Here is a 25,266-nt window from a genome sequence, read left to right as displayed (position 1 = left end):
ATTGGCTTGGGCAATAAAGTGATCTTGCCCGGCATCGGGGTCGCTAACGGTCAGTTGGCCGCTGGTGTGCAGCTGGCTGGCGCCATTCAGGCCCTTATCTTCAGTGACTAGGCCTGTGTCACTACCCGCGATGACGGCGCCATCGTTCGTACCGTGAATTTTAATCGTGATCGCTTGCGAGCTACCGTCAATACTGCGCACCCACACGGTTTCTAGTAGCACGCTGCCTTGTGCCAGCTGTTGGATCGCTGGATTTGAGTTGTCGGCAGTATATACCCACGCGCCTTGTTGATTAATACTGAAAACCCCATACCCCAGCGGGGTATTGACTTGCGCACGCACCGCGCCTTGCTGTGGATCTGGATCAGTAACGTGTAACTGCCCCTGCGCCTGCAACAAGCCGCCCAGTACTGGATTATCTTCAGTCACTGCGCCTACCACATCACCAGCAAACTGGGCGGGTGTAGTGCTGCTCGACCCAGCCGTGGCCAAACCGCTCGTGGAAAGAGTCTGGCTTTGCGTTAGAACACTGGCGGTATAAGGAGTGATCTGGTTGTGGGGCTGCTGGGTGATTTGCAGCGTATGCACACGTTGCTGCGCGTCGATTAGCTGAAAATGATCGACGAGCGGCTGGTGTACCTCTGTGTGGGTCGGATGGTATTCTGCCGCGGGGACATAATGCCAATCACCTTGGCTGCCGAGTAGGAGCTGGCCATGATGACCCGGTTTTTGCGCTAGCCAGTAGCTTGGGGCACTCGCAGTTCCGCTCGGTAATGACGCAGCGGGGTGTTGCTGTGGCGCAAGATGAATGGCCGCGGTAGCGGCTGGTGTAAACGCCGGTAGCTGCCCATGTAATGTGCTCGCAGCGGTTACCGAGGAAGGAACCAGATGATCAGAGATTGGCGCATCAGGATGGCCGTTGCCGGGTGGAATTAAGATTTCCCATCCCATGGCTTGCAGCTCTTCCGGCTGTAGCCAGATACGCCGGCCGGGATCCTGCTCTATCACCGCCAGTGGATCAGATGCGGCTAGCCGCTGCGGTTTTTTTACATCACTGTCTTCCATTCAAACACCCCAGCTACATCGGCAGGTAGGCTAACGCTCGTGAAAAGCGGTATCGGTCGCGGTATACACTGGCTTGAGCAGAAATTGCAGCACCGATTTGCGCCCGGTGACAATATCGGCTTCCGCAGTCATGCCGGGCACCAGCTGATGCTGGGCTTGGCCGACATAGGTCTGCCCCAATGCGACTTCAACCCGGTAAAACGGCTGATTATTAGGAGGCAATTTGCTTGAAGTTGGTGACACACGCTGTACCGTGCCAGTGATAGTGCCAAAACGGGCCGAATCAAAACTGTCAACTTTCACCGTTACGGTCTGGCCATTTTTCACAAAGCCGATATCCCGCGGGCTGACCATGACTTCCAAAAACATACCCTGCCCGGTAGGAACGACTTCTGCTACCGTCCCGCCTGGCGGGATAACCGTACCCGCTTGGGTATGCGGCAGATTGGTAACCACGCCGTCCACTGGGCTTTTCACTTCGATATCGCGTTGGTTATCTGTCAATGCGGCAAGTTCAGCCTCAAGCTCACGATAAGCCTCGGTGGTTTTGCTCAGCTCAAGGCTGAGTTGCTGATTAAGGTCGGCGCGGATTTTCAGCAAATCGGCATCAATCGCCCCCATACCGCTACCGATGCTTTGTACCCGGGCTTGTAGATCAGATAAGCGCTCTTCCAGTGCACTGGCTTGTTGGCGGGCTTCGCTTAAGGCTAACTGTGAAATCACGCCTTTTTGCACCCCTTCTTCCAGTCTTTTAATACGTTGGCGTGCTTCATTAAGTTGTGACTCAACGAGCCGGATATCGCGCTGGGCCGCCTGCTGTTGGGCTGTTTGCTGCCCCCCTTCGCTACGTTTGGCGGTAAGCGCCGCATCACGGACGGCTTTTTGCTCACGATAGCTACTTTGCGCTTGTCTCACGAGGCGCGGATAGTCGGCCTCATAAGGTGAGAAATCTGGCGCCCGACCTTCAAGCAAAGCCAGCATCCGCTCACGATCGATCGCGAGCGAATTCAAGCGGATATTGGCTTGTGCAGCCCGCTTTTCAACATCAACAGCTTTAAAGCGCGCAACAAGCTGGCCAGCTTTCACGGTATCGCCTTCTCGTACCAAGAGCTGCTCGATAACCCCACCAGTTTGGGTTTGCAGCACTTGCACGTAACCGCTCGGAATCACCTCCCCGCGCGCGCGCGCCAGCTCATTGACAGGGGCAAAGACAGCCCAAAGCAAAAAAGCGAGGACCAGCAGCACAATCAACCACATACTGCGGCGCAAAGCGGGGCTCATGCCCGGGTCTTCAAGTAGTTGCTGGATTTGTCCTTGGGTCTGTACTAGCAGTGCTTGGCTAGAGGAGTGTTGCGGCATCATGAACGAGCCTCCACAGAATCGGCCACGACTACGGGGCCAAAATGCGCCAAGCTGCCCGCATGTAACACGGCGATGTGTGACATAAGTTGTATCAGCTCTGGGCGATGGGTAATCAGAATTAGTGTGGTCTTGCCTTGCAGCCGGCGAAGCAATGCTTGTAGATACGGGTCTAGCTCTGGATCTCGATCGGGTAATGGGTCATCCAGAATCAGCAGCGGTGGCTGCCCAAGCAAGGCACTGGCCAGCCTCGCGATATAACGCCCGCGCAGAGCGGCAAGATCTTGCCGCGAAGCCATAATTTGCTGCGCCAAGCCGCTTTGCGCATCGCCGGCATTAAAATATCGATACCAGTCTGGCCCGGCCACATCCGTAAGCGCCGCCAGCAATTGCGTATCCGTCGCCTGCTGGTGGCGCAAGGTGAGTGATTCGCGCAAAGTGAGCGGTACCCCCGGCATTCTTTGCGGCAAATAGCCCACGGCAGCACGGTAACTAGCCAGCTCAATTTGCCGCAAATCGGTGCCATTAACCAAGACTCGGCCATTTTGCGGGGGGTGTAAACCAAGCAACGCTTCCACCAGAACGGTTTTACCCGCGCCATTCGGCCCGACCAGCGCAAGGCTGGCGCCGGCAGGTAACACCCAACTTAGCCCTTGTAAAGCCGGCTCGCGATCCTGCGCAAATCGCAGATAAAGCCGATCCAATTCAATACCTAGCGCTGAGCCTTTTTCCAGCCGCCGGCCCAGTGGCATTTCGGGCTCGCTCGGTGTAGCTAGCAACTGCACCAGTTGTTGATTGGCAGCGTGCAATGAACGCAGGCGCACTTGGGTTTGCAGCATCTGCTGTGCTGGCGTAGTAATGCGCCAAATCAGCATCATGGTGGCAATCAAACCGCCGGTGCTCATTTGCTGCGCTAACACCAGCCAGATTCCCACCGCCATCGTGGCCAAAACTGTGAGAGACGATAGCATTTGTCCGGCAGCCAACACAGCGCCCTGCACCAAAGCGTGATCTCGGCTAGCCTTGGCTGACTGCAATAGCTTCTGTGGCAAAAACTGCTGCCAAAGCAATGGCGCTGCAGTGTGCCGCACAGATCGTAAGCGCTGAACTAATGCAAGCTGCAGAGCCCCAAGCTGCCGATTAGCTGTGCCAGTTTGCTGGGCATGCCAACCCAGCCAGCGGTTGAGCGGCCAAGCCAGTAGCGCAAAGAGCAGCAAGCTCAGCAGCGGCACTAGTACCACTAGGCCACCAATCAAGGCAATCACCAGCAAAAACAGCAGCACAAAGGGAAAATCGATATTGAGTGGGCCTTGGCTGGAAAACCACTGCCGCACCGACTCAAGGCTACGCATACGGGAAAGGTTGTTATCTACCCCAGAGCGCATACTGGCCGCCAAAGCTAAATCCAACGTGCGCTGTAAAGCCAGCTGAGCAATGCGTTGCCCCGTGCGAGCAGAGAGTGCACTCAAGACCTGATTGCGCACCAAACGCAATACCCACGCCCCGAGCACCAGCATTAAGGCGCCCACACTCATCGCTAGCATGGTGTCATAAGCCCCAGTAGGAATCACCGAGTTGTACACCAACATGGTGAATAAGGAGACTACCAAGGCAATAAGATTGATCAAGGCGCTTAGTACCCCGACTCCGCGTAGCTCGGGTGCGGCACGTTGCAACCAATCCCCCAACCAGGCAGCACCGCCGTGCTGCGGCTGACTTAACAACGGATCAGGTTCAAGCTCGATTACTTGTTCGATCGCTGCGGGGCTAACTGCATGCAGACTTAGCCCGTCATGAAGCAAAATCTGTTGTTGCTGTCGCCCAAGATCGACAGCTAGACCCGCTGGTAATACCAGTAGCTGCCCTATCCTGCCGGCGTAGCGCTGCGGCGGACGCTTTAATAGGCGAAAACCCAATTGTTGCAACACTGCGCACAGCTTAACCAGTGGCGCGGCTGCTTCAATAACACTCAATGCAGTTTGTAACTGCCGCTCAGAGCCAGACCATTGATGTAGACACAATAGGCTGGCCAGTAATTTGGCGCTTTGGGCGTCGATGTGTGGGCAGGTGGCGATTATTTCATGCAGCGCTTGCAAGCGGGCTGATTGCTCAAATTCGGTTTGCCATTGGCCATTTACATGCTCAGTCATGACCCACCTCAGCGTTATCGAGCGTGATGATCTGCTGGGCAACCGCCAACAACTCAGGCTGATTACTCACCAGCAACACCGTAGTGCCGTGCGCCTGTTTGGCCAGATAGTCAGCCAGTTGTTTCAGCCCACCTAAATCAATTCCTATTGCAGCATGATCTAAAAGCAGCAATCTGGGCTGCTGCAGCAAAGCGCGCAGTACGCCAATCCGCTGCACAATGCCCTGATTCAGCGTTTCCGCCCCTACGGCACCAATCGGTGTATGCAGGCCTAATGCGAAGGACTTAAGCGCGGCATCGAAATCCAGTGCTTGCATCAACTCGCTAAGCTGCGCTTGCCGGCTTTCATCAAACAGCAGCAGATTGTCACGAATGGTGCCAGGCACCAGCGCGACCTGCCGGCCTGCCATAGCCACCAAAGCGACGGGGGGAACTGAAGAAGCTGTCGTCGCTAATGTCTGTGATGAACTGCTTGGCGTGGAGACAAGCGATGCAACTGCGTGCAAAAAATCGCTCGCACGCACGGGATCATTGCTTTTAACGGCAATGACTTGCCCTGCTGGCAACGCTAATGGCGTTGAGAAATACGCTGGTGCAATCAATTCGATTTGATCGCTGCCCTTTGACCGAATCTCAACACCATGCTGGCTTGACTGAGGTGGCAGGGCTAGTAGCTGATCTACTTGGGACTGCGCCTCTCGTGTACGCGACCATTGCGCCCAAAACCCTAGGCTGGCCATCGCCGGGCCGATTGAGCGGCCTGCCAACATACTGCACGCGGCCAAAGCGCCCGTCGTAAGTTGACCTTGCAATACCAAGACGGCCCCAAATGTTACGACCAAAATAGTCGACAGCTGCCCAATCAGGATCGCATTTTCCCGCACCGCCCCACTTTGCGCTTCAAGCGCGGCATTAGCAGCAAAATAGTCAGCATTTTTTTGCCGCCAACGCATGGCTATTCGATATTCGGCAGCAATGCTCTTTATATAAGGTAAAGCGGTGAACGTCGTCCATAGAAAATCATTGCGCACCGCCTCTTGCGCGGCAGTGGCCGCCGCATAGCGCTGAATTTGTTTCGCTCGATAGCCAGCCAGACCAATCGCGAGAATAAACAGCAAGAGTGGAATAGCTGCTAGCCAACCGCCCAAATAGGCAATCAAACCGATATACAGTAAGGCAAAAGGCACTTCGTATAGCGCCACCGCCGCTGCGCCCGACCAGAAATCACGTACTTGCTGCACAGCGCGCAAGGCCTCGTGGGTTTGCGCGGTGCCGATGCGCTCTAATTGGGCAATCGGTGCTGACTGCAAACGCTGACAGAGTTCAAGCGTGGTTTGTACTTCATAGCGCATCCCCAGATTCGCAAATAAGGCGCTGCGGCCAAAGCGAAGTAGCGCCTCCAGCACGATCGCCAAAGCCACGCCCAGCACCAGAAAGGTGGCCGTGCCATAGGCCTGGGCGGGCAAGATCCGGTCGTAGATTTGCAGCAATGCCAAGGGCAAGGCCAAACCCAAGGTATGAATCACCACTGAGGCCAAAAAGGCAGAACGGGTGAGATGAATCGTGCGCCGAGTATGCATGGCTTTGTCAGTCCATCGTGATGGCTCGATCATGGCTTTTCGGCCAAAGATTGGTCAAGGTAGTTCAATTTTCGTTGCCAATCTGCCTCAGCATCCGCGTGTTCGGCGGCGATATGCGCAAATTGCGCCTCTAGCAGCATAAAAGCATCCACAATATCGGGATCAAAATGGCTGCCGCGCCCGTGGTAGATTTCAGCCACGGCATCGGCATGAGGCATGCCGGCTTTGTAAATGCGGCGACTAATGAGCGCGTCGTACACGTCGGCAATCGCCATCAGTCGCGCTGCCAGCGGGATATCATCGCCAGACAAGCAATCCGGGTAGCCACTACCATCCCATTTTTCATGATGCGAGCGGGCAATCGCTTTCGCAGTGGCAAGAAATGGCACGCTTAAGCCTAAATTTGCCTCAGCCGTTTCGATCGCCGCCGCGCCTTGCTGTGCATGGGTTTTCATAATTTCAAACTCGGCGGCATCGAGTTTGCCAGGTTTGAGCAAAATTCGATCCGGAATACCCACCTTGCCGATATCGTGCAAAGGCGCTGACTGGTACAGCGTTTCAATTTGCGTGGTGGTGAGCTCGGCCGCAAAGCGCGGATGATGCCGCAGCTGCTCGGCCAAAGCCCGTACATACAGTTGTGTACGCCGAATATGCTGGCCGGTGTCGCTATCGCGGGTCTCGGCTAAGGAGGCCATCACTTGTATCGTGACTTGTTGAATGGCGGCGAGCTCAGCTGTTTGGCGCCGCACTTCGGACGCCAAAAAATCATTTTGATCACGCAAAAAATCGGCCGCACTTTTAAGTAGAAGGTGATTTCTTACCCGGGCCAAGACCACCGGCGCACTAAATGGTTTGGTAATGTAATCAACTGCCCCTAAGGCCAGACCACACTCTTCCTCAGCCGCACTATTATTGGCGGTAAGAAAAATTACCGGTATCGCCTGCCAAGCCGGATTTACCTTGAGTTGAGCGCAAACGGCATAGCCATCCATCCCCGGCATCACCACATCCAGCAAGATAAGATCCGGCAATTCCCCCTGCGTCAGCAGCTGAATGGCTTTTTCACCACTGCTGGCTAAGCGGACCCGATATTCATCCTTTAGAAGATCACTCATCAGCACCAGATTTTCACTGGCATCATCAACAACCAAGATGCGGGGGCGGAGAATTTCAGTCATGTCTGTGCCTGCCGAGATGAAAACTTACTCTCCAGCGTAGCAGGGAAAGTCAGCGCTTTCAGCTGCGCTGCTTAATGCCAACCATTCGCACCATCTGCAGCTAAAAAACAGGGGCAAAGTGAACCACCACCTTACCCCTGTCCTTGCCAGCAGTTGCTATTGCTGTTTGCGGCCGCTATTACAACTTACCGTAACCCCAACTGAAACTCATCTTTGCTGGGCCAACCACGCCGCGCGTAACTCAGCATACGGAACGCCCTCAATCACTAGCCCATCCAGCTGCCCGCCCTGTATCTGGGCACCTTGCCAATCACAATCTTCCAGCCTTGCGCCCGATAGGTCCACTCGGCTTAGCCTCACCGGCTGCACATCACCGTGCCACCCCAGCGCCAGATCATGCAAATGGGCGCCACCCCATGAGGCATGACAAATCTCCAGCCCCGCCAGGCGCGCGTCGCCGATGCGCAGGCCCGTGGCATTCACATTGTGCAGTCGCGCGCGCTCAATTGAACTATTAACGATCTGCAAATCTGGCCAGCCACAATCGACCACGTGTAATTCAGGCCGATATTCGCCTAAAAAGCCATGCGGTTGGCTAGGCGCCTCTGGCACCGCCGCGGCCACCTCTTTGCGAAAATAGCGATAGCCGCCACTGCAATCAGTCTCTTGATAGCCGCAGCGCTGATAAAAACGCGCATTGTCGGCACTGGCCGCAGACGTACCCAGACTCCAGCTTTGCGCCGTAGGGTATTGCGCCTCAAGGAGCTGCAACACATGTTGCCCTAGCCCCTTGCGCCCGAAGGCCGGATCGATAAAAAACCAGTTGATGCTGATATCCCGCGCAAACGGCCCTTCCACGCAGACACCGCCGACCAGGACCTCGCCCAGACTCACCACCCAGTATTGCGCGGCCTCAATCAAGTAGCGGATCATCTCGGCCGAGTTATACCCGCCCGGGCCTGCGGCGGGGTTATCCAGTGCATTCCATGGCCCCCAACGCTTGGCGTGCTCTACATAGGCCGCAGTTTGCATGGCAGCCAGCTCACGCACATCGGCCTGGGTGGCGCGGCGTAGTTGCAGCGGCCATGCCAATAGATCGGGTCGTGGTAGCCGCCAGAAGGTGAATGGCTCACCATCATCCAGCGTTACTTCGCCGCGTGAGATAAAGCCAGCCTTTTGCACCACCCGCAGCGAGCCCTGATTCCAGTCTTTCACAATCGCCAGCACGGCGGGCAAATGTGGGCATTGCGCAAAGATGGCTTGCGTAAACGCCCGCACCGCCTCGGCCATTAGCCCCTGCCCCCAGTGCGCAGGGGAAAGGGCGTAAGCAATTTCCGGCCCCGTTTCATTCAGGCCGATTTTGGGCCAGATCCCCAGCCAGCCGATAAGCTCACCGCTGTCACGCAAGCAGATGGCGGCCAGCCATTCGGGGGCTTGTGGATCAAACTCGGCGTAATGGGCAATCCACCAGCTGAGATAATCAGTAAGTTGGGGCCGGCTCATAGCCCAATCGGGCAAAACGGCCAGGATTTCAGCTTGCGCGGTCAGCGCCAGCATTGCGTCAAGATCAGCGAGGGAAAAACGGCGCAGCACCAGCCGCGCGGTCGTCAGAGAAGAGAGCATGAGTGTACCTGAAATAGCGAATTCAAATTTGCCGCAAGCCAGCTCAGAACTAAGCTGCTTGCCAAGGAAATAGCGAGCCCGATGGCGCCTAAAGCGCGATCAGCAAGCTGAGTCGGGGGCAAATTAATTCGGCACAGGGATACACTCAAAGTCGATGTAAGGTATGGCGCCAGCATATACCCACATAATTTATATGGTCAATGCCAGCGCCGAGGGTGTTGCTAAACTGCGCACACCCGTCGCTTTATACCTCGTACATAAAGCGATTGGTCATTTCTTGCAGATTGAGCTCATCCAGGATTTGCGCCATGCGCTCGCGCGCTTGCTTGCGCGCCACACTGCTATTGCGGCTGGCAATAATCAGCTCGTTTTTCATCGAGTGTTCCCAGCCCACTAGCTCGGTCACGGTGACTTGATAGCCTTTCGATTGCAACAGCAAGCAGCGCAACACATTGGTCAGTTGGCTACCAAATTCGCGGGTATGAATCGGGTGGCGCCAAAGCTCGGCCAAGGGCGTGCGCGAGAGCGACTGGCTTTTGTGTTTGCGCAGCACGCTGGCCACTTCGGCCTGGCAGCACGGCACCAATACCATGTGCTGGGCGTTTTTTTCGAGGCCAAAGCGAATCGCATCGTCGGTCGCGGTGTCGCAGGCGTGCAGCGCCGTTACGATATCGATCTCGGCCGGCATTTCTTTGGCCGCGGCGGCCTGCTCGACCAACATATCGAGGAATGTCATCCGGCTAAAGCCGCAGTTTTGTGCCAGTTCACGCGATTTTTGTACCAGCTCGGCGCGAAACTCGGTGCCATAGATGTGGCCGGCGGCTTTGTCTTTGAAAAACAGATCGTAAATGATAAAGCCCAGATACGATTTGCCCGCGCCATGATCCACCAGCGTGACGTGCTCGTGCTGGCTAAGCACATCGTTGAGCAGCGGCTCGATGAAATTAAACAGGTGATACACCTGCTTGAGCTTGCGGCGGCTATCTTGGTTGAGCTTGCCATCCCGAGTCAGGATATGCAGGGCTTTTAGTAGCTCCACCGATTGGCCGGGGCGAATTTCAGGAATCGTGCTCATAAAATACTCTCCAGGGGTATAAGGCTAAGGCCAAATTAAATTAGCACGTCTAACCAGATACCCACTTTAAAAATCAAAAGCCAAACCTTTGATCGGTTTGGTAAAAGTACCACCGCGGAACTGCCGATCAGCGGCGACAGTCTGCCAGCTGCAGTCCCTGCCTACGCTCACGGCCTATCAGCCCTGCCGGCAGCGCATTTCTGTCGAATCTAGTCAGCTCTAGTTAGCCGCTAGAAATTGGCATTTTGGTAAAAACTGGTAGTCTAGCGCCCGGAAAGGCTGTTAGATCAGCCGCTTAGCAGTCGAGATGGTGTTTGAATGGCCGAGATTTTACCGCAAAACCCGCCGCGCGCGGACCGTAGCCCTGTTGCCAGCTGGCAGCGCCAGCATATGCAATGGCTCGTCGCCGCTGTGTTAGTCCCCCTGAGTATGACCCTCACCGCCTATGGCGTGGTGGAATTCGGCCCTCAGGTTACGACCACCTTTAGCACCGTCACCCAAACGCTGCCCACGCCGGAGCTGCGCGCCGAAAATGGCGATGTCAGCCTTAATCATGTGGAAGTGATCCGCAGTGGCGACAGCCTGAGCCGCCTACTGGCGCGGATGGGCGTGATCGATAGCGAGCTGCAGCAATTTATTCAAACCGACCCCACCGCCCGCAAACTGTATGAACTCAGCCCCGGGCGTTTTCTGCAGGCCAGCACCCGCCCCGATGGGCTGATTCGCGAAATCAGCTATGTCACCAGCAAAGGCGAAGAAGTCCGCATCGGCCGCGAAAACACCACCCTCACCGCGCAAGCCAGCCCGGCGCAAACGCAGACTCAAACCTTTTTGAAATCAGGCCGGATTAATAGCTCGTTTTTTGCTGCCACCGATGCGGCCGATATACCCGATGCGATTACCCAGCAATTGATCGAGCTGTTTGCCAGCCGCGTGGATTTTCACCACAAGCTGCAAAAAGGCGATCAGTTCACCGTGATTTACGATGCCGAAGTTCATCAGGGCAGTTTGGTGCGGCCCGGTAAAATCTTGGGGGCGCAATTTATCAGCAACGGCGTGGTACACGAGGCGATGTGGTATGCCGATGGCAGCCCCAGCGGCAATTACTACACGCTGGATGGTGCCAGCCTGAAACAGGGCTTTATCAGCTCGCCGGTGAAGTTTTCGCGAGTGAGCTCCGGTTTTGGGATGCGTTTTCATCCGGTGATGTTTGACTGGAAGCAGCATCGCGGCGTTGATTATGCCGCACCGACCGGCACCGAGATTATGGCCACCGCCGATGGCGTGATTACCAAGCTGGCGCGCGAAGCCGGTTATGGCAATGTGATCGAAATTCGCCACGACGGACGCTACAGCACCCTGTATGCGCATATGAATGCCTTTGCGCCAGGTTTGAAAGTGGGCAGCAACGTCACTCAAGGCCAGATCATCGGTGAAGTAGGCAGTACCGGCCGCAGCACTGGGCCGCATTTACATTACGAATTCAAAATCAATGGCGAGCAAGTTGACCCGCTGGCGGTGAAACTGCCCGAAGGCAAAAAGCTCACTAATCAGCAGCTATTGGCCTTTGGCCCGGTGGCACGCAGCATGAAACGCCAACTTTCTATCGCCGGACAGGTAGAATTGGCGCAACTCGACTAATCGCGCCGTAGGCGCGCCTGCGCCATGACTGCTTCTGCGTATTACATTGGCTTAATGACCGGCACCAGCCTCGATGGGATCGATGCGGTGCTGGTGGATTTTGCACCCGACTCCCCCCAACTGATTGCCACCGCAAGTGCGCCCCTCCCGGCCGATTTGCGCGCCGAGCTCTTGGCCTTGCAAAGCCCCGGCGCGAATGAGCTACAGCGCGCGGCGTTGGCCGCCAATGGCCATAGCCGCGCTTCAGCGGCCTTGGTACAACAATTATTAGCGCAAGCGCAGCTCAACCCGGCGCAAATCAAAGCCATCGGCAACCATGGCCAGACCATCCGCCATCGCCCTGAGCTGGGGTATACGCTGCAAATCGGCAACCATGCTTTGCTGGCGGAAGATACCGGCATTACGGTGATTGGTGATTTTCGTTCGCGCGATGTAGCAGCCGGTGGCCAAGGCGCACCGCTGGTGCCGGCTTTTCATCACGCACTGTTTGCCGCGCCCGGACGCAACCGGGTGGTGCTCAATATCGGCGGCATGGCCAATTTAAGCTGGCTGGGCGCCGATGGCTGGGTCACTGGCTTTGATAGCGGGCCGGGCAATGTGCTGCTCGATAGCTGGATCGCCCAACAACGCGGCGCCAGCTACGACGCCGATGGCGCTTGGGCGGCCACTGGCACGGTCAATGCAGCGCTGTTAGCCGCGCTACTGGCTGAGCCCTATTTCGCCCTGCCCGCGCCTAAATCCACCGGGCGGGATTTATTTGATGCGGCCTGGCTGCAAGACAAACTCAGTGCCTTTAGCGCGCTGGCCGCGGTGGATGTTCAGGCCACGCTGGCCGAGCTAAGCGCCCAGACCATGGCCGCAGCGATATTGCAGCTCGGCCAACCCGATGAAGTATTTGTCTGCGGCGGCGGAGCATTTAACACCGACCTGCTGCAACGCCTGGCGCGCCAGCTCGGCTGCCCGATCAGCACCACCGCGGCGCTCGGCGTCGCTCCCACCTGGGTCGAGGCTTATGCCTTTGCCTGGCTGGCACTGCGCTGCCAGCAAGGGCAAAGCGGCAATTTGCCCGCCGTAACTGGCGCACGGGGCGAGCGCATTCTGGGCGCGATTTATCCAGCCTAAACCATCGAAGGGGAAGCCATGGCCGAGCTAATCGATAAAGCCACGCTGTTGCGCGCCAGTAGCGCAGTGCAGGATTATTTAGCGCAAGAAATGGAGGTGGAAGCCAGCCAGCTGCAATGCCAGCTCTTGCTCGATTTTTTGCTGCACAGCGAGTTTGGTACGGCGCTGTATCACGGTGCGCTGCAAGACGCTCAGCAACAGCTACAGCGGCAACTGGAAGATCTGCCGCTGTACTGCCTACCGCCGGCGGAGCGCCGGCGCAGCTAAACTTAAGCCGCTGCCGACATCCCCAGCTGTTTACGCAAAAACACCATCACGCGGGCAAAGTCGGCGGCCACCGCCTGCTGGCCGCTACGGCCACCATGCCCGCCCTGCGGGCTTTCCCAAAATAATACCGGCTGACCCGCACTCGCCAGCGCCGCAGCCATTTTGCGCGCGTGGCCGGGGTGCACCCGATCATCATCGCTGGCGGTGGTGAGCAAGATCGGTGGGTAGCGATGAGCGCTGGCCGGCTGAATACAATGATAGGGCGATAAAGCCGCCAGCCAGCCCGCCTGTTCGGGCTTGGCTGGGTTGCCATATTCGGCCAGCCAGCTGGCGCCCGCCCCGAGCTCCGGGTAGCGCAATAAATCCAGCACCGGCATTTCACAGACTACCGCCCCGAGCGGCAGCAAATCTGCCCGCTGCGCGGCCTGCTGCATAGTGCGCGCCACCAGCCAGCCACCGTGACTGCCGCCTTGCAAAGCCAGCTGCTGCGCTTGCAGCCAGCCTTTGGCTTGCAGATCGGCCATGATGGCCAGTAGATCGTCTACGCTGCATTGCCGCTGCTCGCGCAGCGCCGCCTGATGCCAGCGCGCACCAAACTCACCGCCGCCACGCACATTGGCCACCACATAGCGCCCACCGGGGGCGAGCCAGTGCGGGCCGAGGTGATCGAGGTAATACGGCAACTGTGGCACGGCAAAACCGCCATAGGCATACAGTAATGTGGGGGCTGGCTGCCCTGCCAGCGCGGCGGCTTCGACCACAAAATACGGCACCCGCGTGCCATCGGCACTGGTGGCCCAACATTGCTGCACCTGATAATCCGCCGGGTTCAGCTCCGCCGGCTGCTGGCGCAAGCACTGCGCCGGGCTCGCAGCTCCCAGCTCACAGGCATAGACCGCCGCGGGGGTCAGAAAATCGTTGTAGCTGTAGTAGATAGTATCGGTCTGCCAGGGCTGGCACATGATTTCCAGCACCCCGCCCGTGGGCAGTGGATTAGGACAAGCTTGCCACTCCCCCTGAGCATGGCGCCAGCTGTGCGCGACGCAGCGCACCTGATCCAGCACAATCAGCAGCAAGCATTGCCAGCTGCCCACCACCATCTGCACCGCCTGCTGCGGGCTAGGCGCGAAAATCAGCTGCGCACGCCCCAAGATACCTTGCTGGGTATCGAGCTCTACCGCAACCACACTGCCGGCCACAAACTCATACCCCTGCCCAGCCGGATCGGTATAGGCCCAAGCGGCCTCCAGCCGCACAATCAGATCGCCATGACTGTAGGCTTCGACTATTGCCTTGGGCGGCAAGGGTAAATGAACCGGCTCGATCTCCTCGTCGCACGCGCATTCGGGCAGCCAGAAATAACTACGCCGATGCAAATCTAGCGCCACTTCTGCCAAATCGATCTGCGCCGCGCCACGCTCGCCCTGCGCTAAAAAGCGCCACGCGCCAACTTGCAATACCTGCTCTGGTAGCACCAGCATCGAGGTGGAGTCCGCCCAGCTTTGCCCGCGCCGATACAGCACCAGCTCGCGCGAATAGCCGGCGGTGGTTTGCTGGTCTTCATCCCACGCCGGGCACACCCACAGGCTATCGAGATCACGCCAGCTGATCTGGCTTTTGCCTAGCGGGAAGGCAAACCCATCGGCCACAAAGGCTCGTGCGCCCAGATCATATTCGCGCACTACACAGGCATCGCCACCGCCGGGGCTCAGGCTCAGCAAACAACGCTCAGGCTGCAGCACATAATGCGCCACCCCCGCCAGCTGCCAGGCCACGCCTTCGGCTGCGGCCAGCGTATCCAGATCCAGCAGGGTCTGCCATTCGCAATGGCCCTGCCCATAGTCCGCTACGCGGCAGCGGCGATAGATGCCCAGCGGCTGCGCCGCACTTTGGGCAAAATGATAGAGATACTCACCGTGCACATTGCCATAGGGAATCTGCCGCTGATCCCGTCGCGTTTGCAGCACGGCCGCACTGATGGCGGCGAAAGCGGGGTCGGTCTCTAGCTGCAGCTGTGTCTTCGCCGTGGCGCTTGCGGCCCACTGTTGCACAGCTGGATCGGCGTTGTTTTCTAGCCATAAGTAGGGATCGTGGCTTGGGGTGGGTAGCGCGGGGGTATTCATCATTGCAGAGGGGAAATGGGTAGTAGATCGGGTGGTAGATCAGTTGCAGGGGGCTTAGGTCGGCGATGATACCATCCACGGCCGCTCAGTCAGTGCCTAGACCAAACTGCACCCCTTGCGCCAGCGGCAGACTTTGGCCGTAATTGATGGTATTGGTGCTGCGGCGCATATAGTTTTTCCAAGCGTCCGAGCCGGATTCCCGCCCTCCACCAGTGGCCTTCTCGCCGCCAAAGGCGCCGCCGATCTCAGCCCCGCTAGTGCCGCAATTGACATTCGCCAAGCCACAATCCGAGCCGGCGGCGCTGATAAACAACTCGGCCTCACGTAGATCACGGGTAAATATCGCCGAGGATAAGCCCTGGGCCACGGCATTATTCAAGGCAATGGCTTCGCTGAGCGTATCGTAAGGCAGCAGATACAGCAGCGGCGCAAAGGTTTCTTCCTGCACCACGGCGGTTTGCGTTGGCATACTGATCAGGGCGGGCTGCACATAATGCCCCACTGGCACTCCGACCACCACTTGGCCGCCCGAGAGTAAAGTACCCCCCTCTTGTATCGCCTGCTGGATCTTATTTTTCATAGCCTGCAGGGCAATACTATCGATAATCGGCCCCACCAGCGTACCAGCCACACGCGGGTCGCCTATGGCTAGCGTTTTATAGACCTGCACCAGCGCCTCGCTCACTTGCGCCAAGATACTGCGAGGCACCAAGAGCCGGCGCAAACTGGTGCAACGCTGCCCGCAAGTACCCACCGCTGAAAACACGATAGCCGGCAGCGCCTGCGCCCAATCGGCGGTGGGCGTTAAAATCAGCGCATTATTGCCCCCCAGCTCCAGCAAGCTGCGGCCAAATCGCGCGGCCACCCGTGGCGCCAAAGCCTGCCCCATCCGCGTTGAGCCCGTTGCCGACAGCAGCGCCACTATGGGCGAATCGGCCAGCGCCCCACCAACAAGTGCATCGCCCTGCACCAATTGCAATAAGCCTGCCGGTGCGGCATGCGCCTGCAAAACGGGTTGGGCCAGCTGCTGCATCGCTAGCGCAATCAGCGGGGTTTTCTCGCTGGGTTTCCATACCACCGCATCCCCGCACACCAGCGCCAGCATGCTATTCCACGCCCACACGGCCAGCGGAAAATTAAACGCGGTAACCACGCCCACCACGCCGAGTGGATGCCATTGCTCGAGCAAGCGATGCTCTGGCCGCTCGCTAGCGATGACCAGCCCATGCAGCTGGCGAGAAAGCCCCACCGCAAAATCACAAATATCGATGCATTCCTGCACTTCGCCCAGCGCTTCGCTTTCGATCTTGCCGGTTTCCAGCACGATGAGCTTGGCCAGTGCCGCTTTATGGGCGCGAATCACCTCGCCCAAGGCGCGCACCAGTGCGCCACGTTGCGGAGCGGGCCGCAGCCGCCACTGTACAAACGCCGCCTGCGCGGTATTCAAAGCCGCAGGTAGCTCGGTGGGTGGGAAATAGGCTTGGCGGCCGTGGCTGGCGCAATCGATCGGGCTAGATAACTCGCGCTCGCCCACTACCAAGACCGGGTACACTGGCAGCCCATCGACCCAGCCGGCCGGCCAGCGCCCCTGCCGGATTAAATCGGCCAGTCCCAGCTCGGCGGCCACCTCGCTGAGTGTATACAGGGCCGTCATACCGGTACCTCCTGCGCATAGCGATCAATCGCGTAATACTGCCCAAAGCGATTGGCCAGCAAAGCGGCCAGCGTGATTTCTTCCTGCGCCACAAAGCCACGCCGCGTGGCCCGTTGCGGCAGTAAAAGATCGACTGCGGCACACGCCGCCGCGGCGGTGGTGAGCTGGATGGCGCTCCAGGTTTCACCAGCAATTTCGCGGTGATACACCTTGCGCGCGTCGGTAATCTGCCGGTATTGGCCATCTAGCTCGCCACTGGCGGCGACCATAATCAGCACCACATCCTGCAGCGTAACCGGAATGGCGGCTTCCAAGATCTGTTTGAGTTGCCGCCGGCTGGCCTGATCGGCGCCTAGGCGCAAATCATTGAGCAGAAAATCCATCCGTTCGCGGTGCCCCAGATAGCGCACGGTTTTGTAATCGAGCTGATTAACCCGCCCGGCCCAGGTTTCGCATAAGGTACCCAGCCCGCCCGAGGTGTTAAACGCCTCGTATTCGATCCCATCAAGCGCGAAATGCTCTAGCCCTTCTAGCGCCTGCACTTCCAGCCGCACGCCATGGCGGATGGCCGCGCAAGGGTTGCAATATTCATTGATCAGCCCGTCGGTCGACCAGGTGAGGTTGTATTTAAGCGCGTTATTCGGGTATTGCGGCAACGCCCCAACCCGCATTTTCAGCGTATCAAGCCGGCTAAAACGGCTAGCCAGCGCATGGGCCAAGATGCCGATAAAACCGGGGGCCAGGCCGCATTGCGGCACGAAGATTTGCCCCGCACGCGCCTGCAGGGCCAGCTCACGTATCAGCGCGGTGGCGGTGGTGTCTTCGGTCAAATCAAAATAACTGCAGCCTGCCTGCAATGCGGCGTGGGCAATGCGCGGGTTTTGATCAAAAGCCGTAGCGGCAATCACCGCGTCTTGCCCGCGCAATAACACGCTGAGATCTTCATCGCCGCGCAGTTGCAACGTTTGCAGCCCGCTTTTAGGCCAATAAGCTTGCAGCCGCGCGAGTGCGGCGGCGGCGGTATCCAGTAACACAATCTGATAATCGCCACTGAGCAGCAGTAATTTACAGATGCTGGCGCCAATTTTCCCCGCGCCGATGATGACTACCTGCATCATTGCCCCCTTGCCGCACCGGCGGCGGGCTGATTCATGGCGCTATTGGTCGCTCGATTCGTGGAGGTGAAGATTTGATTCGCGTTAGCTGCCACAAAGCCCGAATACCACTGCCCATCAGGCTGGCGAAAACGCTGGGCAAATTCGTAGTAACAGCCAGGCACGGTATAAAGGCCATCGGCCAGCGCCACTTCAACCGGGCTGGCTATCGTTGCGGCCTGAATAAGCAGATCTTCCGGCTGGCCTTTAATCAATCCTCCAGCCGTATTCATGGGGTATCCATCTGCAAGCAAACTATCTACTACCTCTTGCAGTGATACCCCCAGGTGATGCACGGCAATGGTAAAATGATTGGCATGCAGTCCATGCACCGCCAGCCAAGCCGCGTATTCGCTCACGGCCGCCAGCGCCTGAAATTCGGCATAGCTCGGGGCCGGCCATAGCCGCCCAGCCCAAAATAGTCCGTAGCCCAAATCCGGCGGCAAGGTCATTTGCCCCAGTAACCGCGCCAAGATCGCCTGGGCGGCGTCTGGCAAGGCGCTGATTTGCAGTTCGCTTAAAAATACCAGCGGCGCTGTAGGCTCCAGATGCACATAGCCCCACGCCTGCAGGTGCTTATCGGGAAACACATAGCGCTGCTCACGCCGGTAGCCAAGCTCTAAGAGCCAAGGCTCAAGCACGGCGATGCCCAGCTCAGGGGTGGCAAAGGTGCGAAACGCGACATGATCATTGGGCACCTGCGCGCCACCAAAGCGCGCACGGATAATGGCGGCCTGCGGGTTGAGCTGGGTATAGTCATCCCAAAGCTGGGCAAAGAATGTGGGGTAGTCCATGGGGCACTCCTGCGGTGCACTTATGCCCACCATAGGCAGCGCGCCTGATGTGCTGCTGCAACATGCCGACTAGCGGTGCATGGGCGCGGCACGGGCTACATGGCAGTGGGATAGGCTTGCGAGCGGCTTTCGATTAGACTGGCGGCACTCTACTTTTTGCCCTCATGCCCATGCACGATACCCAGCAACCCGAAAGCCAGTTTGGTCTCTTTCGCCAGCGCCGTTTCCTGCCGCTCTTCATCACCCAGTTTTTTGGCGCTTTTAACGACAATCTGTTTAAAAACGCCTTTCTGGTGCTGGTGACTTTTCATGGCCTGTCGATGCTGGGCATGAATACTGCGATGATTGTGAATCTGAGCGCCGGGATTTTCATGCTGCCGTTTTTCCTGTTTTCGGCCCTGGCCGGGCAGCTGGCGGAGAAATACGATAAAGCCACACTGGCGCGCTGGATCAAGCTCTTGGAAATCGCCATTATGCTGGTGGCTGGCTTTGGCTTTATCTGGCACAACGCCACCTTGCTGATGGCGTGTCTGTTTATGATGGGCGTGCACTCGGCGCTCTTTGGCCCGCTGAAATACTCGGTATTGCCGCAATACCTGCATGAACGCGAGCTCCTGGGCGGCAACGGCCTGATTGAAATGGGCACTTTTGTGGCGATTTTGCTGGGCCAGATTGCTGGCACCATGATCGTGCAAAGTCGCGCCGGCGGTGAAAACCTGATTGTGTTTGCCTGCGTCACAGTGGCGATCATCGGTTACCTCAGTAGCCGCAGCATGCCACCTGCCCCGCCCACGGCCCCCAACATCAAGCTCAATTGGAATGTCTTTAGCGAAACCATGGCGATTATTCGCCATGTGAAAGACAACAAAACCGTATTTAACAGCCTGTTGGGCATTTCCTGGTTTTGGTTTTTTGGTGCGGTGTATCTGACCCAGTTTCCGGAGCTGGCCAAAAACGTACTGCATGGCACCGCCGATGTATACACGCTGATTATGGCGGTGTTTTCGCTGGGTGTAGGCTTGGGCTCGGTATTGTGTGAAAAGCTCTCGGATCGGCAGATTGAGCTGGGCTTAGTGCCGTTTGGCTCGATTGGTTTATCGGTTTTTGGGGTTGATCTCTTTTTCGCCACCAGTGCGGTGCCTGCCGCCCATTACACACTCAGCAGCTTTCTGGCCGAGCCCAGCCATTGGCGTGTGTTGGCAGATATTTTGCTGATCGGGGTGTTTGGCGGCTTCTTTATTGTGCCCCTGTATGCCCTCATCCAAACGCGCACCGAGCGCGAATACACTTCACGCGCCATCGCCGCCAATAACATCCTGAATTCTCTCTTTATGGTGATTGGCGCGATTATGAGCATGCTACTGCTGGGCAATGGCGTGAGCATCCGTGAATTACTGCTGATCGTGGCGATCATGAATATTCTGGTGGCGATTTACATCTACACGCTGATCCCCGAATTCTTGATGCGCTTTATGGTCTGGATTCTCACTCACACGCTATATCGGGTGAAAAAAGAGGGCCTGATGCATATTCCGGCCAGTGGCCCCGCGGTGCTGGTGTGTAATCACGTTAGCTATATGGATGCGCTGGTGATTGCCGGCGCCATCCGCCGCCCCACCCGCTTTGTGATGGATTATCAGATCTACAATCTGCCGGTGATCAATTTTATCTTCCGCACCGCCGGCACGATCCCGATTGCTTCCGCGCGTGAAGATGCGCAGATCAAAGAAGCCGCCTTTGAGGGCATTGCTGCCGCGTTGGCAGCGGGTGATTTGGTGGTGATTTTCCCCGAGGGGCGCATTACCAAAACCGGCGAAATGAATCGCTTTATGCCGGGCATTGAGCGGATTTTGCGCGATAGCCCGGTGCCAGTTATTCCGATGGCGTTGCAAGGCTTGTGGGGTAGTTTCTTTAGCCGCAAAGATGGCGCGGCAATGATGAAATGGCCACGGGGCCTGTTCTCGAAAATCGCGCTGCGCATTGGCCCAGCCATTGCCGCCGCCGAGGCTGACCGCCAGGGCCTGGAGGATGCGGTACGGGCGCTGCGCGGTGAAGTGCAATAAACGCTTTTGCATGCAAATACAAATAAAAAAGGGGTGCCAATGGCACCCTTTTTTAGTATCGCAGGTCGGTCGCCGCGCGGCGCGCGACTTAAACCACGACCGAGCTGCTTACTTGCAGTTTTTCTCCAGATACGCCTGTTTCTCGGCGATTTCTGCCGTTTTCTTTTCTGCCGGGAGATATTCAATCGAACCATCTGGCCGGTAAGCTTTAAAGAGTTTGCTTTGCTGCAGGAAATTCAGCCGCTCTTGCGCGGCCTTACACGCCGCTTCATCACGCGCGGGCTTAGTGGTCGGCGACGCGGGGGACGCCGGTGCGGCACCGGGTTTGGCTACCGCGCTGGCCGCAGCATCGGTCTTTGGCGCACTCACGGTGGTAACCGCAGACTCTTTGATATTGATCGGCTTGGCTTTGCCGGCTTCTTTGGGGGGCGGCTGGTCGGAATAGACGGTCCGGCCAGTTGAATCTACCCATTTGTAGACTTGGGCCTGTGCACTAAAGGCAAGGCCTGCGGCCACGATGGCCAATCCGATTACTGCGCGCATGTGATGTCCTTTGCGTTCTGGCTTTTGCTCTGCTTGCCATCTTAGCCCGCCACAGCGGTGCCTGCCAGTATGCAGGCCCACTGTGACGTAATGGCGTGGTTATGGCATGACCCGGATCAGCGCGATCTAGCGCTGACCTAACAAGCTTTGCACATAGCGGGCCACGCCCTCTTCCACGGTCAGGAATTTCTCCTGATAGCCCGCTTCGCGCAACAAGGTGAGGTCCGCCTCGGTAAAGCACTGATATTTGCCTTTGAGTGCCTCTGGAAAATCAACGTATTCCAGCAAGCCCTGCGCCAGCAGCTCTTCCAGACTCAGCGCGGGTTTACCCTCGGCCAGCCGGCAGGTATTGACCGCGGCGACGGCAATATCATTAAACGGTTGTGCCCGGCCAGTGCCCACATTGTAAATGCCGCACACTTCGGGGTTATCGAGGAACCACAGGTTCACTTTCACCACATCTTCTACCGAGATGAAATCGCGCGTGTGGCCGCCGGCCGGATAACCGCCGTATTCGCCAAACAATTTCACCTTGCCGGTGGCCTGATACTGATTGAAGTGGTGGAAAGCCACCGAGGCCATCCGCTCTTTGTGCCATTCGCGCGGGCCGTAGACGTTGAAATAACGGAAACCGGCTACTTGCGCGGTAATCTCGCCGGCGGCGATGCGCTGGCGCAAGACCTGATCAAACAGCAACTTCGAGTAGCCATAGACATTCAGCGGGCGCTCGCAATCGGGCGTTTCGATAAAGCCGTTTTCGCCATTGCCATAGGTGGCGGCTGACGACGCATACAGAAACTGCACCTCTTCTGACTGGCACCAGTCAAACAGACTGAGGGTGTACTGATAGTTGTTATCCATCATGTACTTGCCATTGTGCTCCATTGTGTCTGAGCACGCACCCTGATGCAGCACGGCCGACACCATGCCATCAAAGGTGCCAGCGGCCAGCTCTTCGATAAAGTCGTGCTTGTCCAGATAGTGAGCGATCTGCAGATCGGCCAGATTGCGGAATTTATCCCCGCGGGTGAGGTTATCTACGGCGATGATGTCGGTTTCACCGCGCTCATTCAGCGCCTTTACAATATTCGAGCCGATAAAACCGGCTGCGCCAGTGACGATAATTGCCATATAGTCTCCTTAAGCCGCGGCCTGAGTGGCCAAGCGGGTACACAATGCCAGATACAGCCAGGCTGCATGCGGCATCCATTGTTCGGTCCAGCGCCAGCTATTGGCCATGGTCGCGATCTCGGATGGACGGAAATCGATATCCGTTTCATCATCCAGCCCGCTGGTAATACCGTTACACACGCCACCCGGAGCATTAAAGAAGCCCGGTTCATAGCGCGGATTATTCCGCCCCCAGCCTTGCAACATGCAGGCGTCAAACGGATTATTGCCCAAGACCCAATCCAGCGCGGCCTGCTCATAGCGCGCGAGCTGCGCGACCAACTCGGCCTCGCCCGCAAACAGGCGCTGCGCCCGCGCCGCCGCGGCAGCAATCGAGCCCAAACGCGCATTTTCGCCCTGCCACCAGTAGCCAGTGCCATTGTCATGCGGGATAAAGAACTGGGTATTGCCCGCTACGCCTTGCTGCTTAACGTATTGGCGCGGATACCCGAAGGGGTTATTCACTTCATTAAAGGTAATTTGCAGCTCATACGCATAGGCTTTGCGCAGCGCGGCTTTCACATCTGCCACCAGCGCGTGATCAGGGGCCACCTCAACAAAGCGCATCAGGGCGATATACAGCAAGCCCGCTTCGGCCGCGTGGAAGAAGCTACGCTCGCCCAGATGATCGGCCACAAACCAGCCAGCAGCCTGCTGACGCGCCAGCAATTGGCTAACACGGCTGGCTGCCGCGCTTAAATATTCAGCGGCCGGTGCCACCGCTTGTAGCTCGCAGGCGGCCAGCAAGGCGCAATAGTCGTCGATGATATTCTCAACGCCATCTTCGAGGTAGCTGACATTGTTCGCTTGCAAATGGGCAAAACCGCGTTGCGCCGCGGCGAGGTATTCGGCACGGCTAAATTCGCCATCGCGCGCCAGGGTGCTGGCACGGGCCAGTGCTGCAATCGCCGAGCCGCCACCTTGCCGGTACGCGGCTTGATAGGTGGTGTATTTGTCGCCTTTATTGGTTTTGTATTCGCATAAACTTCGGCGAGCTGGGTCTTTGCTCCACTGATCAAACTGCGTCATGTAGAAAAAGCCGCTCTCATCCTGCATGCGCAGCAGGTAATCTGCGCCGTGGCAGGCTTCGTCGGTAATCCGCTCGTAAAACCATTTATTAAAGAAGGCGATTTTCTCGGCGTCATCCGGAATCAGCCCCAAGGCAATATGGTTTTCCAGCCAGATGGGGCGCGCGGGCAGCTGCGCCAGCCCATCGACCAGATTCCACACCACCTGCGGGGTTTGCTGCGGGTTCATGTATTGCGCAAAGGACAAATGCGACAGGTATTTAGAGACATCGCCCGAGGCGTCGTACCAGCCACCGTGCACGTCTTTGGTGGCGTTGCTACCTTCAATCGGCGCGTTACGATCAGCATTATCAAAAATGCCGGTGCAGCGTTGGCCTTTGATGTAATGCACGATGTCGGAAATCAAGAGCTCGCCCAGCAAATGGCCGGCTACTTTAAAAGGTGCCGACACCAGCGGCGGTAGCAGGTCATCCACCGCGATGAAATACTCACCCTGCTGGCTTAGCTCGCTAAAATCAGCCTGCCAGTAGTGGCGTTTCTTGCCATCACGAGTCCAGTTCGCTACCGTACCCTGCGGGAGTATCGGCCCGCGTAGCACAGCCTGACGCGTCTTTGCGTCATATACGGTATAGGTTTTGCCTACCAGCAGATCGGGGCCAGCCTCGATCAGTGCTACTTTGCGCCCTTGGGGCTCAAAGCCCAGGTGATTCAGGATCATCTTCACAATGCACTCGCTTATCGCTAGAAAGTATTGAAATTCGGTTGTTTCGGTGCTTGCCGCCGCGCACGTTTAGTTGTTAATCGCGCGCGTGTTCATCCAGCCAGTTGCGCACCGCGCCGATCATGCCGGCATGATTACCGGCGCTGGCCAGCACTAATTCGGTCATCTGCTGAAAATCGGGCTGCAGGGCCGCCTGTACCGCCGCCTGCAACTGACGATGAAACGCATCCCCACGCGCAGTAATCCCACCGCCAATCACCAGCCGTTGCGGGTTAAAGGCATAAATCAGATTCGCCAGGCCTTTACCCAGAAGGCCAAACCAGCGCTCAACATGCGGCACTATCGCTACATCGCCAGCATCATAGCGGGCAAAGATGGCGCGGCCATCCAGCTGGGTTTGCAGATCGGCATTTACGGCATTAACAAGGCCACGCATGGAGGCGTGGTCTTCCCAGACCAGGCCATCGATCCACATATAGCCCCACTCGCCCGCTGCCGCCCGATGCCCACGGTAAATCTGGCCATTGAGCACAATGCCGCCCCCAATCCCGGTACCAATCGCCACTGCAATATAATGCCGCACTTGCTGCGCCGCGCCCCGCCAGCCTTCGGCCAAGGCCACGCAATTCACATCATTATCGATGCTCACGGGTAGCCCCAAAGCTGCTTGCAGCGCGGCTTTGACCGCGGTGCCGGTGTAGCCGGGCACGGCCTCGGCCGCGCCCAAGACCACGCCATTTTCTGCATCAATCAGGCCAAAACTACTGATGGCGATGCCTTCAACGGGCTGCTGTTGCTGCAATGTTTGCGCCAGGTGAATCAGCGCGGCCACCAGCCCTTCGCCACCGGCCTGCTTGGGCGTGTCGTACAGCGCGGCGCTCAGCACCCTGCCATCGCGCTCGACCAAGCCGAATTTAATCTGGGTACCACCAATATCAAATGCAATCAGTGCCATAG

At 57.6% G+C, this 25,266-nt stretch carries 19 protein-coding genes; 4 read left to right on the top strand and 15 right to left on the bottom strand.

The genetic code is table 11. The annotated features are described in order from the left end of the window. From G482_RS0104655 to G482_RS0104625, 7 genes are all read right to left on the bottom strand, one after another. Positions 1 to 1,065, bottom strand: a 1,065-nt coding sequence (locus G482_RS0104655; RefSeq protein WP_028449060.1) for a VCBS domain-containing protein, incomplete at its 3' end; no start/stop codon positions are given. A gap of 30 nt (positions 1,066 to 1,095) precedes the next feature. After that, complete coding sequence (locus G482_RS0104650) at positions 1,096 to 2,427, bottom strand: HlyD family type I secretion periplasmic adaptor subunit (protein WP_034618779.1); 1,332 nt, start codon at positions 2,425 to 2,427, stop codon at positions 1,096 to 1,098. Next, positions 2,424 to 4,574 carry an ATP-binding cassette domain-containing protein gene (locus G482_RS0104645; protein WP_028449058.1) on the bottom strand — a complete coding sequence of 717 codons (2,151 nt, stop codon included), beginning with the start codon at positions 4,572 to 4,574 and terminating at the stop codon, positions 2,424 to 2,426. Before G482_RS0104645 ends, G482_RS0104650 begins: the two co-directional genes overlap by 4 nt. Then, positions 4,567 to 6,153 (bottom strand): ABC transporter transmembrane domain-containing protein, encoded by a 1,587-nt coding sequence (locus G482_RS0104640; RefSeq protein ID WP_169721050.1) that lies wholly within the window; start codon positions 6,151 to 6,153, stop codon positions 4,567 to 4,569. The genes G482_RS0104645 and G482_RS0104640 overlap by 8 nt, the downstream gene beginning before the upstream one ends. A 29-nt stretch (positions 6,154 to 6,182) precedes the next feature. Further along, positions 6,183 to 7,331: an HD-GYP domain-containing protein gene (locus G482_RS17305; RefSeq protein WP_034618778.1), complete on the bottom strand. Its 1,149-nt coding sequence runs from the start codon at positions 7,329 to 7,331 to the stop codon at positions 6,183 to 6,185. Positions 7,332 to 7,538: 207 nt separating this feature from the next. Further along, the gene (locus tag G482_RS0104630) at positions 7,539 to 8,954 is read right to left on the bottom strand and encodes a GNAT family N-acetyltransferase (RefSeq protein WP_028449056.1); all 1,416 of its coding nucleotides are present in this window, start codon (positions 8,952 to 8,954) and stop codon (positions 7,539 to 7,541) included. 244 nt (positions 8,955 to 9,198) lie between these two features. Next, positions 9,199 to 10,029 (bottom strand): class I SAM-dependent methyltransferase, encoded by an 831-nt coding sequence (locus G482_RS0104625; RefSeq protein ID WP_028449055.1) that lies wholly within the window; start codon positions 10,027 to 10,029, stop codon positions 9,199 to 9,201. A 318-nt stretch (positions 10,030 to 10,347) separates the two neighbouring features. Between G482_RS0104625 and G482_RS17300 the strand changes: the two genes are divergently transcribed. From G482_RS17300 to G482_RS0104610, 3 genes are read left to right on the top strand one after another with little or no spacing between them, the layout of a single operon-like run. Continuing rightward, positions 10,348 to 11,670 (top strand): M23 family metallopeptidase, encoded by a 1,323-nt coding sequence (locus G482_RS17300; protein WP_051258718.1) that lies wholly within the window; start codon positions 10,348 to 10,350, stop codon positions 11,668 to 11,670. Positions 11,671 to 11,694: 24 nt separating this feature from the next. After that, on the top strand, positions 11,695 to 12,792 hold the full coding sequence (locus G482_RS0104615; RefSeq protein ID WP_028449054.1) for an anhydro-N-acetylmuramic acid kinase: 1,098 nt from the start codon (positions 11,695 to 11,697) through the stop codon (positions 12,790 to 12,792). A gap of 18 nt (positions 12,793 to 12,810) precedes the next feature. Then, on the top strand, positions 12,811 to 13,059 hold the full coding sequence (locus tag G482_RS0104610) for a DUF2164 family protein (protein ID WP_028449053.1): 249 nt from the start codon (positions 12,811 to 12,813) through the stop codon (positions 13,057 to 13,059). A gap of 2 nt (positions 13,060 to 13,061) precedes the next feature. Here the strand turns inward: G482_RS0104610 and G482_RS0104605 are convergent, their stop codons facing one another. The 4 genes from G482_RS0104605 to G482_RS17290 all read right to left on the bottom strand — a co-directional run bounded on the left by G482_RS0104605 (position 13,062) and on the right by G482_RS17290 (position 18,784). Next, complete coding sequence (locus tag G482_RS0104605) at positions 13,062 to 15,182, bottom strand: prolyl oligopeptidase family serine peptidase (protein WP_028449052.1); 2,121 nt, start codon at positions 15,180 to 15,182, stop codon at positions 13,062 to 13,064. An 85-nt stretch (positions 15,183 to 15,267) separates the two neighbouring features. After that, positions 15,268 to 16,836: an L-piperidine-6-carboxylate dehydrogenase gene (gene amaB / locus G482_RS0104600; protein ID WP_084414453.1), complete on the bottom strand. Its 1,569-nt coding sequence runs from the start codon at positions 16,834 to 16,836 to the stop codon at positions 15,268 to 15,270. Next, on the bottom strand, positions 16,833 to 17,951 hold the full coding sequence (locus G482_RS17295) for a saccharopine dehydrogenase family protein (protein ID WP_051258732.1): 1,119 nt from the start codon (positions 17,949 to 17,951) through the stop codon (positions 16,833 to 16,835). Before G482_RS17295 ends, amaB begins: the two co-directional genes overlap by 4 nt. After that, positions 17,951 to 18,784: a DUF1338 domain-containing protein gene (locus tag G482_RS17290; RefSeq protein ID WP_034618777.1), complete on the bottom strand. Its 834-nt coding sequence runs from the start codon at positions 18,782 to 18,784 to the stop codon at positions 17,951 to 17,953. Before G482_RS17290 ends, G482_RS17295 begins: the two co-directional genes overlap by 1 nt. A 164-nt stretch (positions 18,785 to 18,948) precedes the next feature. Between G482_RS17290 and G482_RS0104585 the strand changes: the two genes are divergently transcribed. Continuing rightward, positions 18,949 to 20,847: an MFS transporter gene (locus G482_RS0104585; RefSeq protein ID WP_028449050.1), complete on the top strand. Its 1,899-nt coding sequence runs from the start codon at positions 18,949 to 18,951 to the stop codon at positions 20,845 to 20,847. 108 nt (positions 20,848 to 20,955) lie between these two features. Here G482_RS0104585 and G482_RS0104580 read toward each other — a convergent pair whose 3' ends face one another. From G482_RS0104580 to G482_RS0104565, 4 genes are all read right to left on the bottom strand, one after another. Continuing rightward, entirely contained in the window at positions 20,956 to 21,390 is a 435-nt protein-coding gene (locus G482_RS0104580; RefSeq protein WP_028449049.1) for a DUF4124 domain-containing protein, read from the bottom strand. Between the two features lie 126 nt (positions 21,391 to 21,516). Next, a complete protein-coding gene (gene rfaD / locus G482_RS0104575; RefSeq protein ID WP_028449048.1) occupies positions 21,517 to 22,521 on the bottom strand; it encodes an ADP-glyceromanno-heptose 6-epimerase in 1,005 nt (334 codons plus the stop codon). Between the two features lie 9 nt (positions 22,522 to 22,530). Beyond that, a complete protein-coding gene (locus G482_RS0104570) occupies positions 22,531 to 24,306 on the bottom strand; it encodes a glycoside hydrolase family 9 protein (RefSeq protein WP_245575242.1) in 1,776 nt (591 codons plus the stop codon). A gap of 79 nt (positions 24,307 to 24,385) precedes the next feature. Beyond that, positions 24,386 to 25,264, bottom strand: a complete 879-nt coding sequence (locus G482_RS0104565; RefSeq protein WP_034618775.1) for an ROK family protein — start codon at positions 25,262 to 25,264, stop codon at positions 24,386 to 24,388. Positions 25,265 to 25,266 lie beyond the last annotated feature (2 nt).

The sequence above is a fragment of the Chitinibacter tainanensis DSM 15459 genome (assembly GCF_000429785.1).
GTDB classification, from domain to species: domain Bacteria; phylum Pseudomonadota; class Gammaproteobacteria; order Burkholderiales; family Chitinibacteraceae; genus Chitinibacter; species Chitinibacter tainanensis.
The sequence above is the reverse complement of the archived record's forward strand: the minus strand, read 5'-3'. Positions and strand labels throughout refer to the sequence as shown.

Coding starts and splice junctions, on each gene's coding strand:
- G482_RS17300 (WP_051258718.1), top strand. CDS start 10,348: ATGGCCGAGATTTTACCGCAAAACCCGCCGCGCGCGGACCGTAGCCCT.
- G482_RS0104570 (WP_245575242.1), bottom strand. CDS start 24,306: ATGATCCTGAATCACCTGGGCTTTGAGCCCCAAGGGCGCAAAGTAGCA.
- G482_RS0104565 (WP_034618775.1), bottom strand. CDS start 25,264: ATGGCACTGATTGCATTTGATATTGGTGGTACCCAGATTAAATTCGGC.
- rfaD (WP_028449048.1), bottom strand. CDS start 22,521: ATGGCAATTATCGTCACTGGCGCAGCCGGTTTTATCGGCTCGAATATT.
- G482_RS0104605 (WP_028449052.1), bottom strand. CDS start 15,182: ATGAATACCCCCGCGCTACCCACCCCAAGCCACGATCCCTACTTATGG.
- G482_RS17295 (WP_051258732.1), bottom strand. CDS start 17,951: ATGCAGGTAGTCATCATCGGCGCGGGGAAAATTGGCGCCAGCATCTGT.
- G482_RS0104610 (WP_028449053.1), top strand. CDS start 12,811: ATGGCCGAGCTAATCGATAAAGCCACGCTGTTGCGCGCCAGTAGCGCA.
- amaB (WP_084414453.1), bottom strand. CDS start 16,836: ATGACGGCCCTGTATACACTCAGCGAGGTGGCCGCCGAGCTGGGACTG.
- G482_RS0104615 (WP_028449054.1), top strand. CDS start 11,695: ATGACTGCTTCTGCGTATTACATTGGCTTAATGACCGGCACCAGCCTC.
- G482_RS0104640 (WP_169721050.1), bottom strand. CDS start 6,153: ATGCATACTCGGCGCACGATTCATCTCACCCGTTCTGCCTTTTTGGCC.
- G482_RS17290 (WP_034618777.1), bottom strand. CDS start 18,784: ATGGACTACCCCACATTCTTTGCCCAGCTTTGGGATGACTATACCCAG.
- G482_RS0104645 (WP_028449058.1), bottom strand. CDS start 4,574: ATGACTGAGCATGTAAATGGCCAATGGCAAACCGAATTTGAGCAATCA.
- G482_RS0104580 (WP_028449049.1), bottom strand. CDS start 21,390: ATGCGCGCAGTAATCGGATTGGCCATCGTGGCCGCAGGCCTTGCCTTT.
- G482_RS0104625 (WP_028449055.1), bottom strand. CDS start 10,029: ATGAGCACGATTCCTGAAATTCGCCCCGGCCAATCGGTGGAGCTACTA.
- G482_RS0104650 (WP_034618779.1), bottom strand. CDS start 2,427: ATGATGCCGCAACACTCCTCTAGCCAAGCACTGCTAGTACAGACCCAA.
- G482_RS0104630 (WP_028449056.1), bottom strand. CDS start 8,954: ATGCTCTCTTCTCTGACGACCGCGCGGCTGGTGCTGCGCCGTTTTTCC.
- G482_RS17305 (WP_034618778.1), bottom strand. CDS start 7,331: ATGACTGAAATTCTCCGCCCCCGCATCTTGGTTGTTGATGATGCCAGT.
- G482_RS0104585 (WP_028449050.1), top strand. CDS start 18,949: ATGCCCATGCACGATACCCAGCAACCCGAAAGCCAGTTTGGTCTCTTT.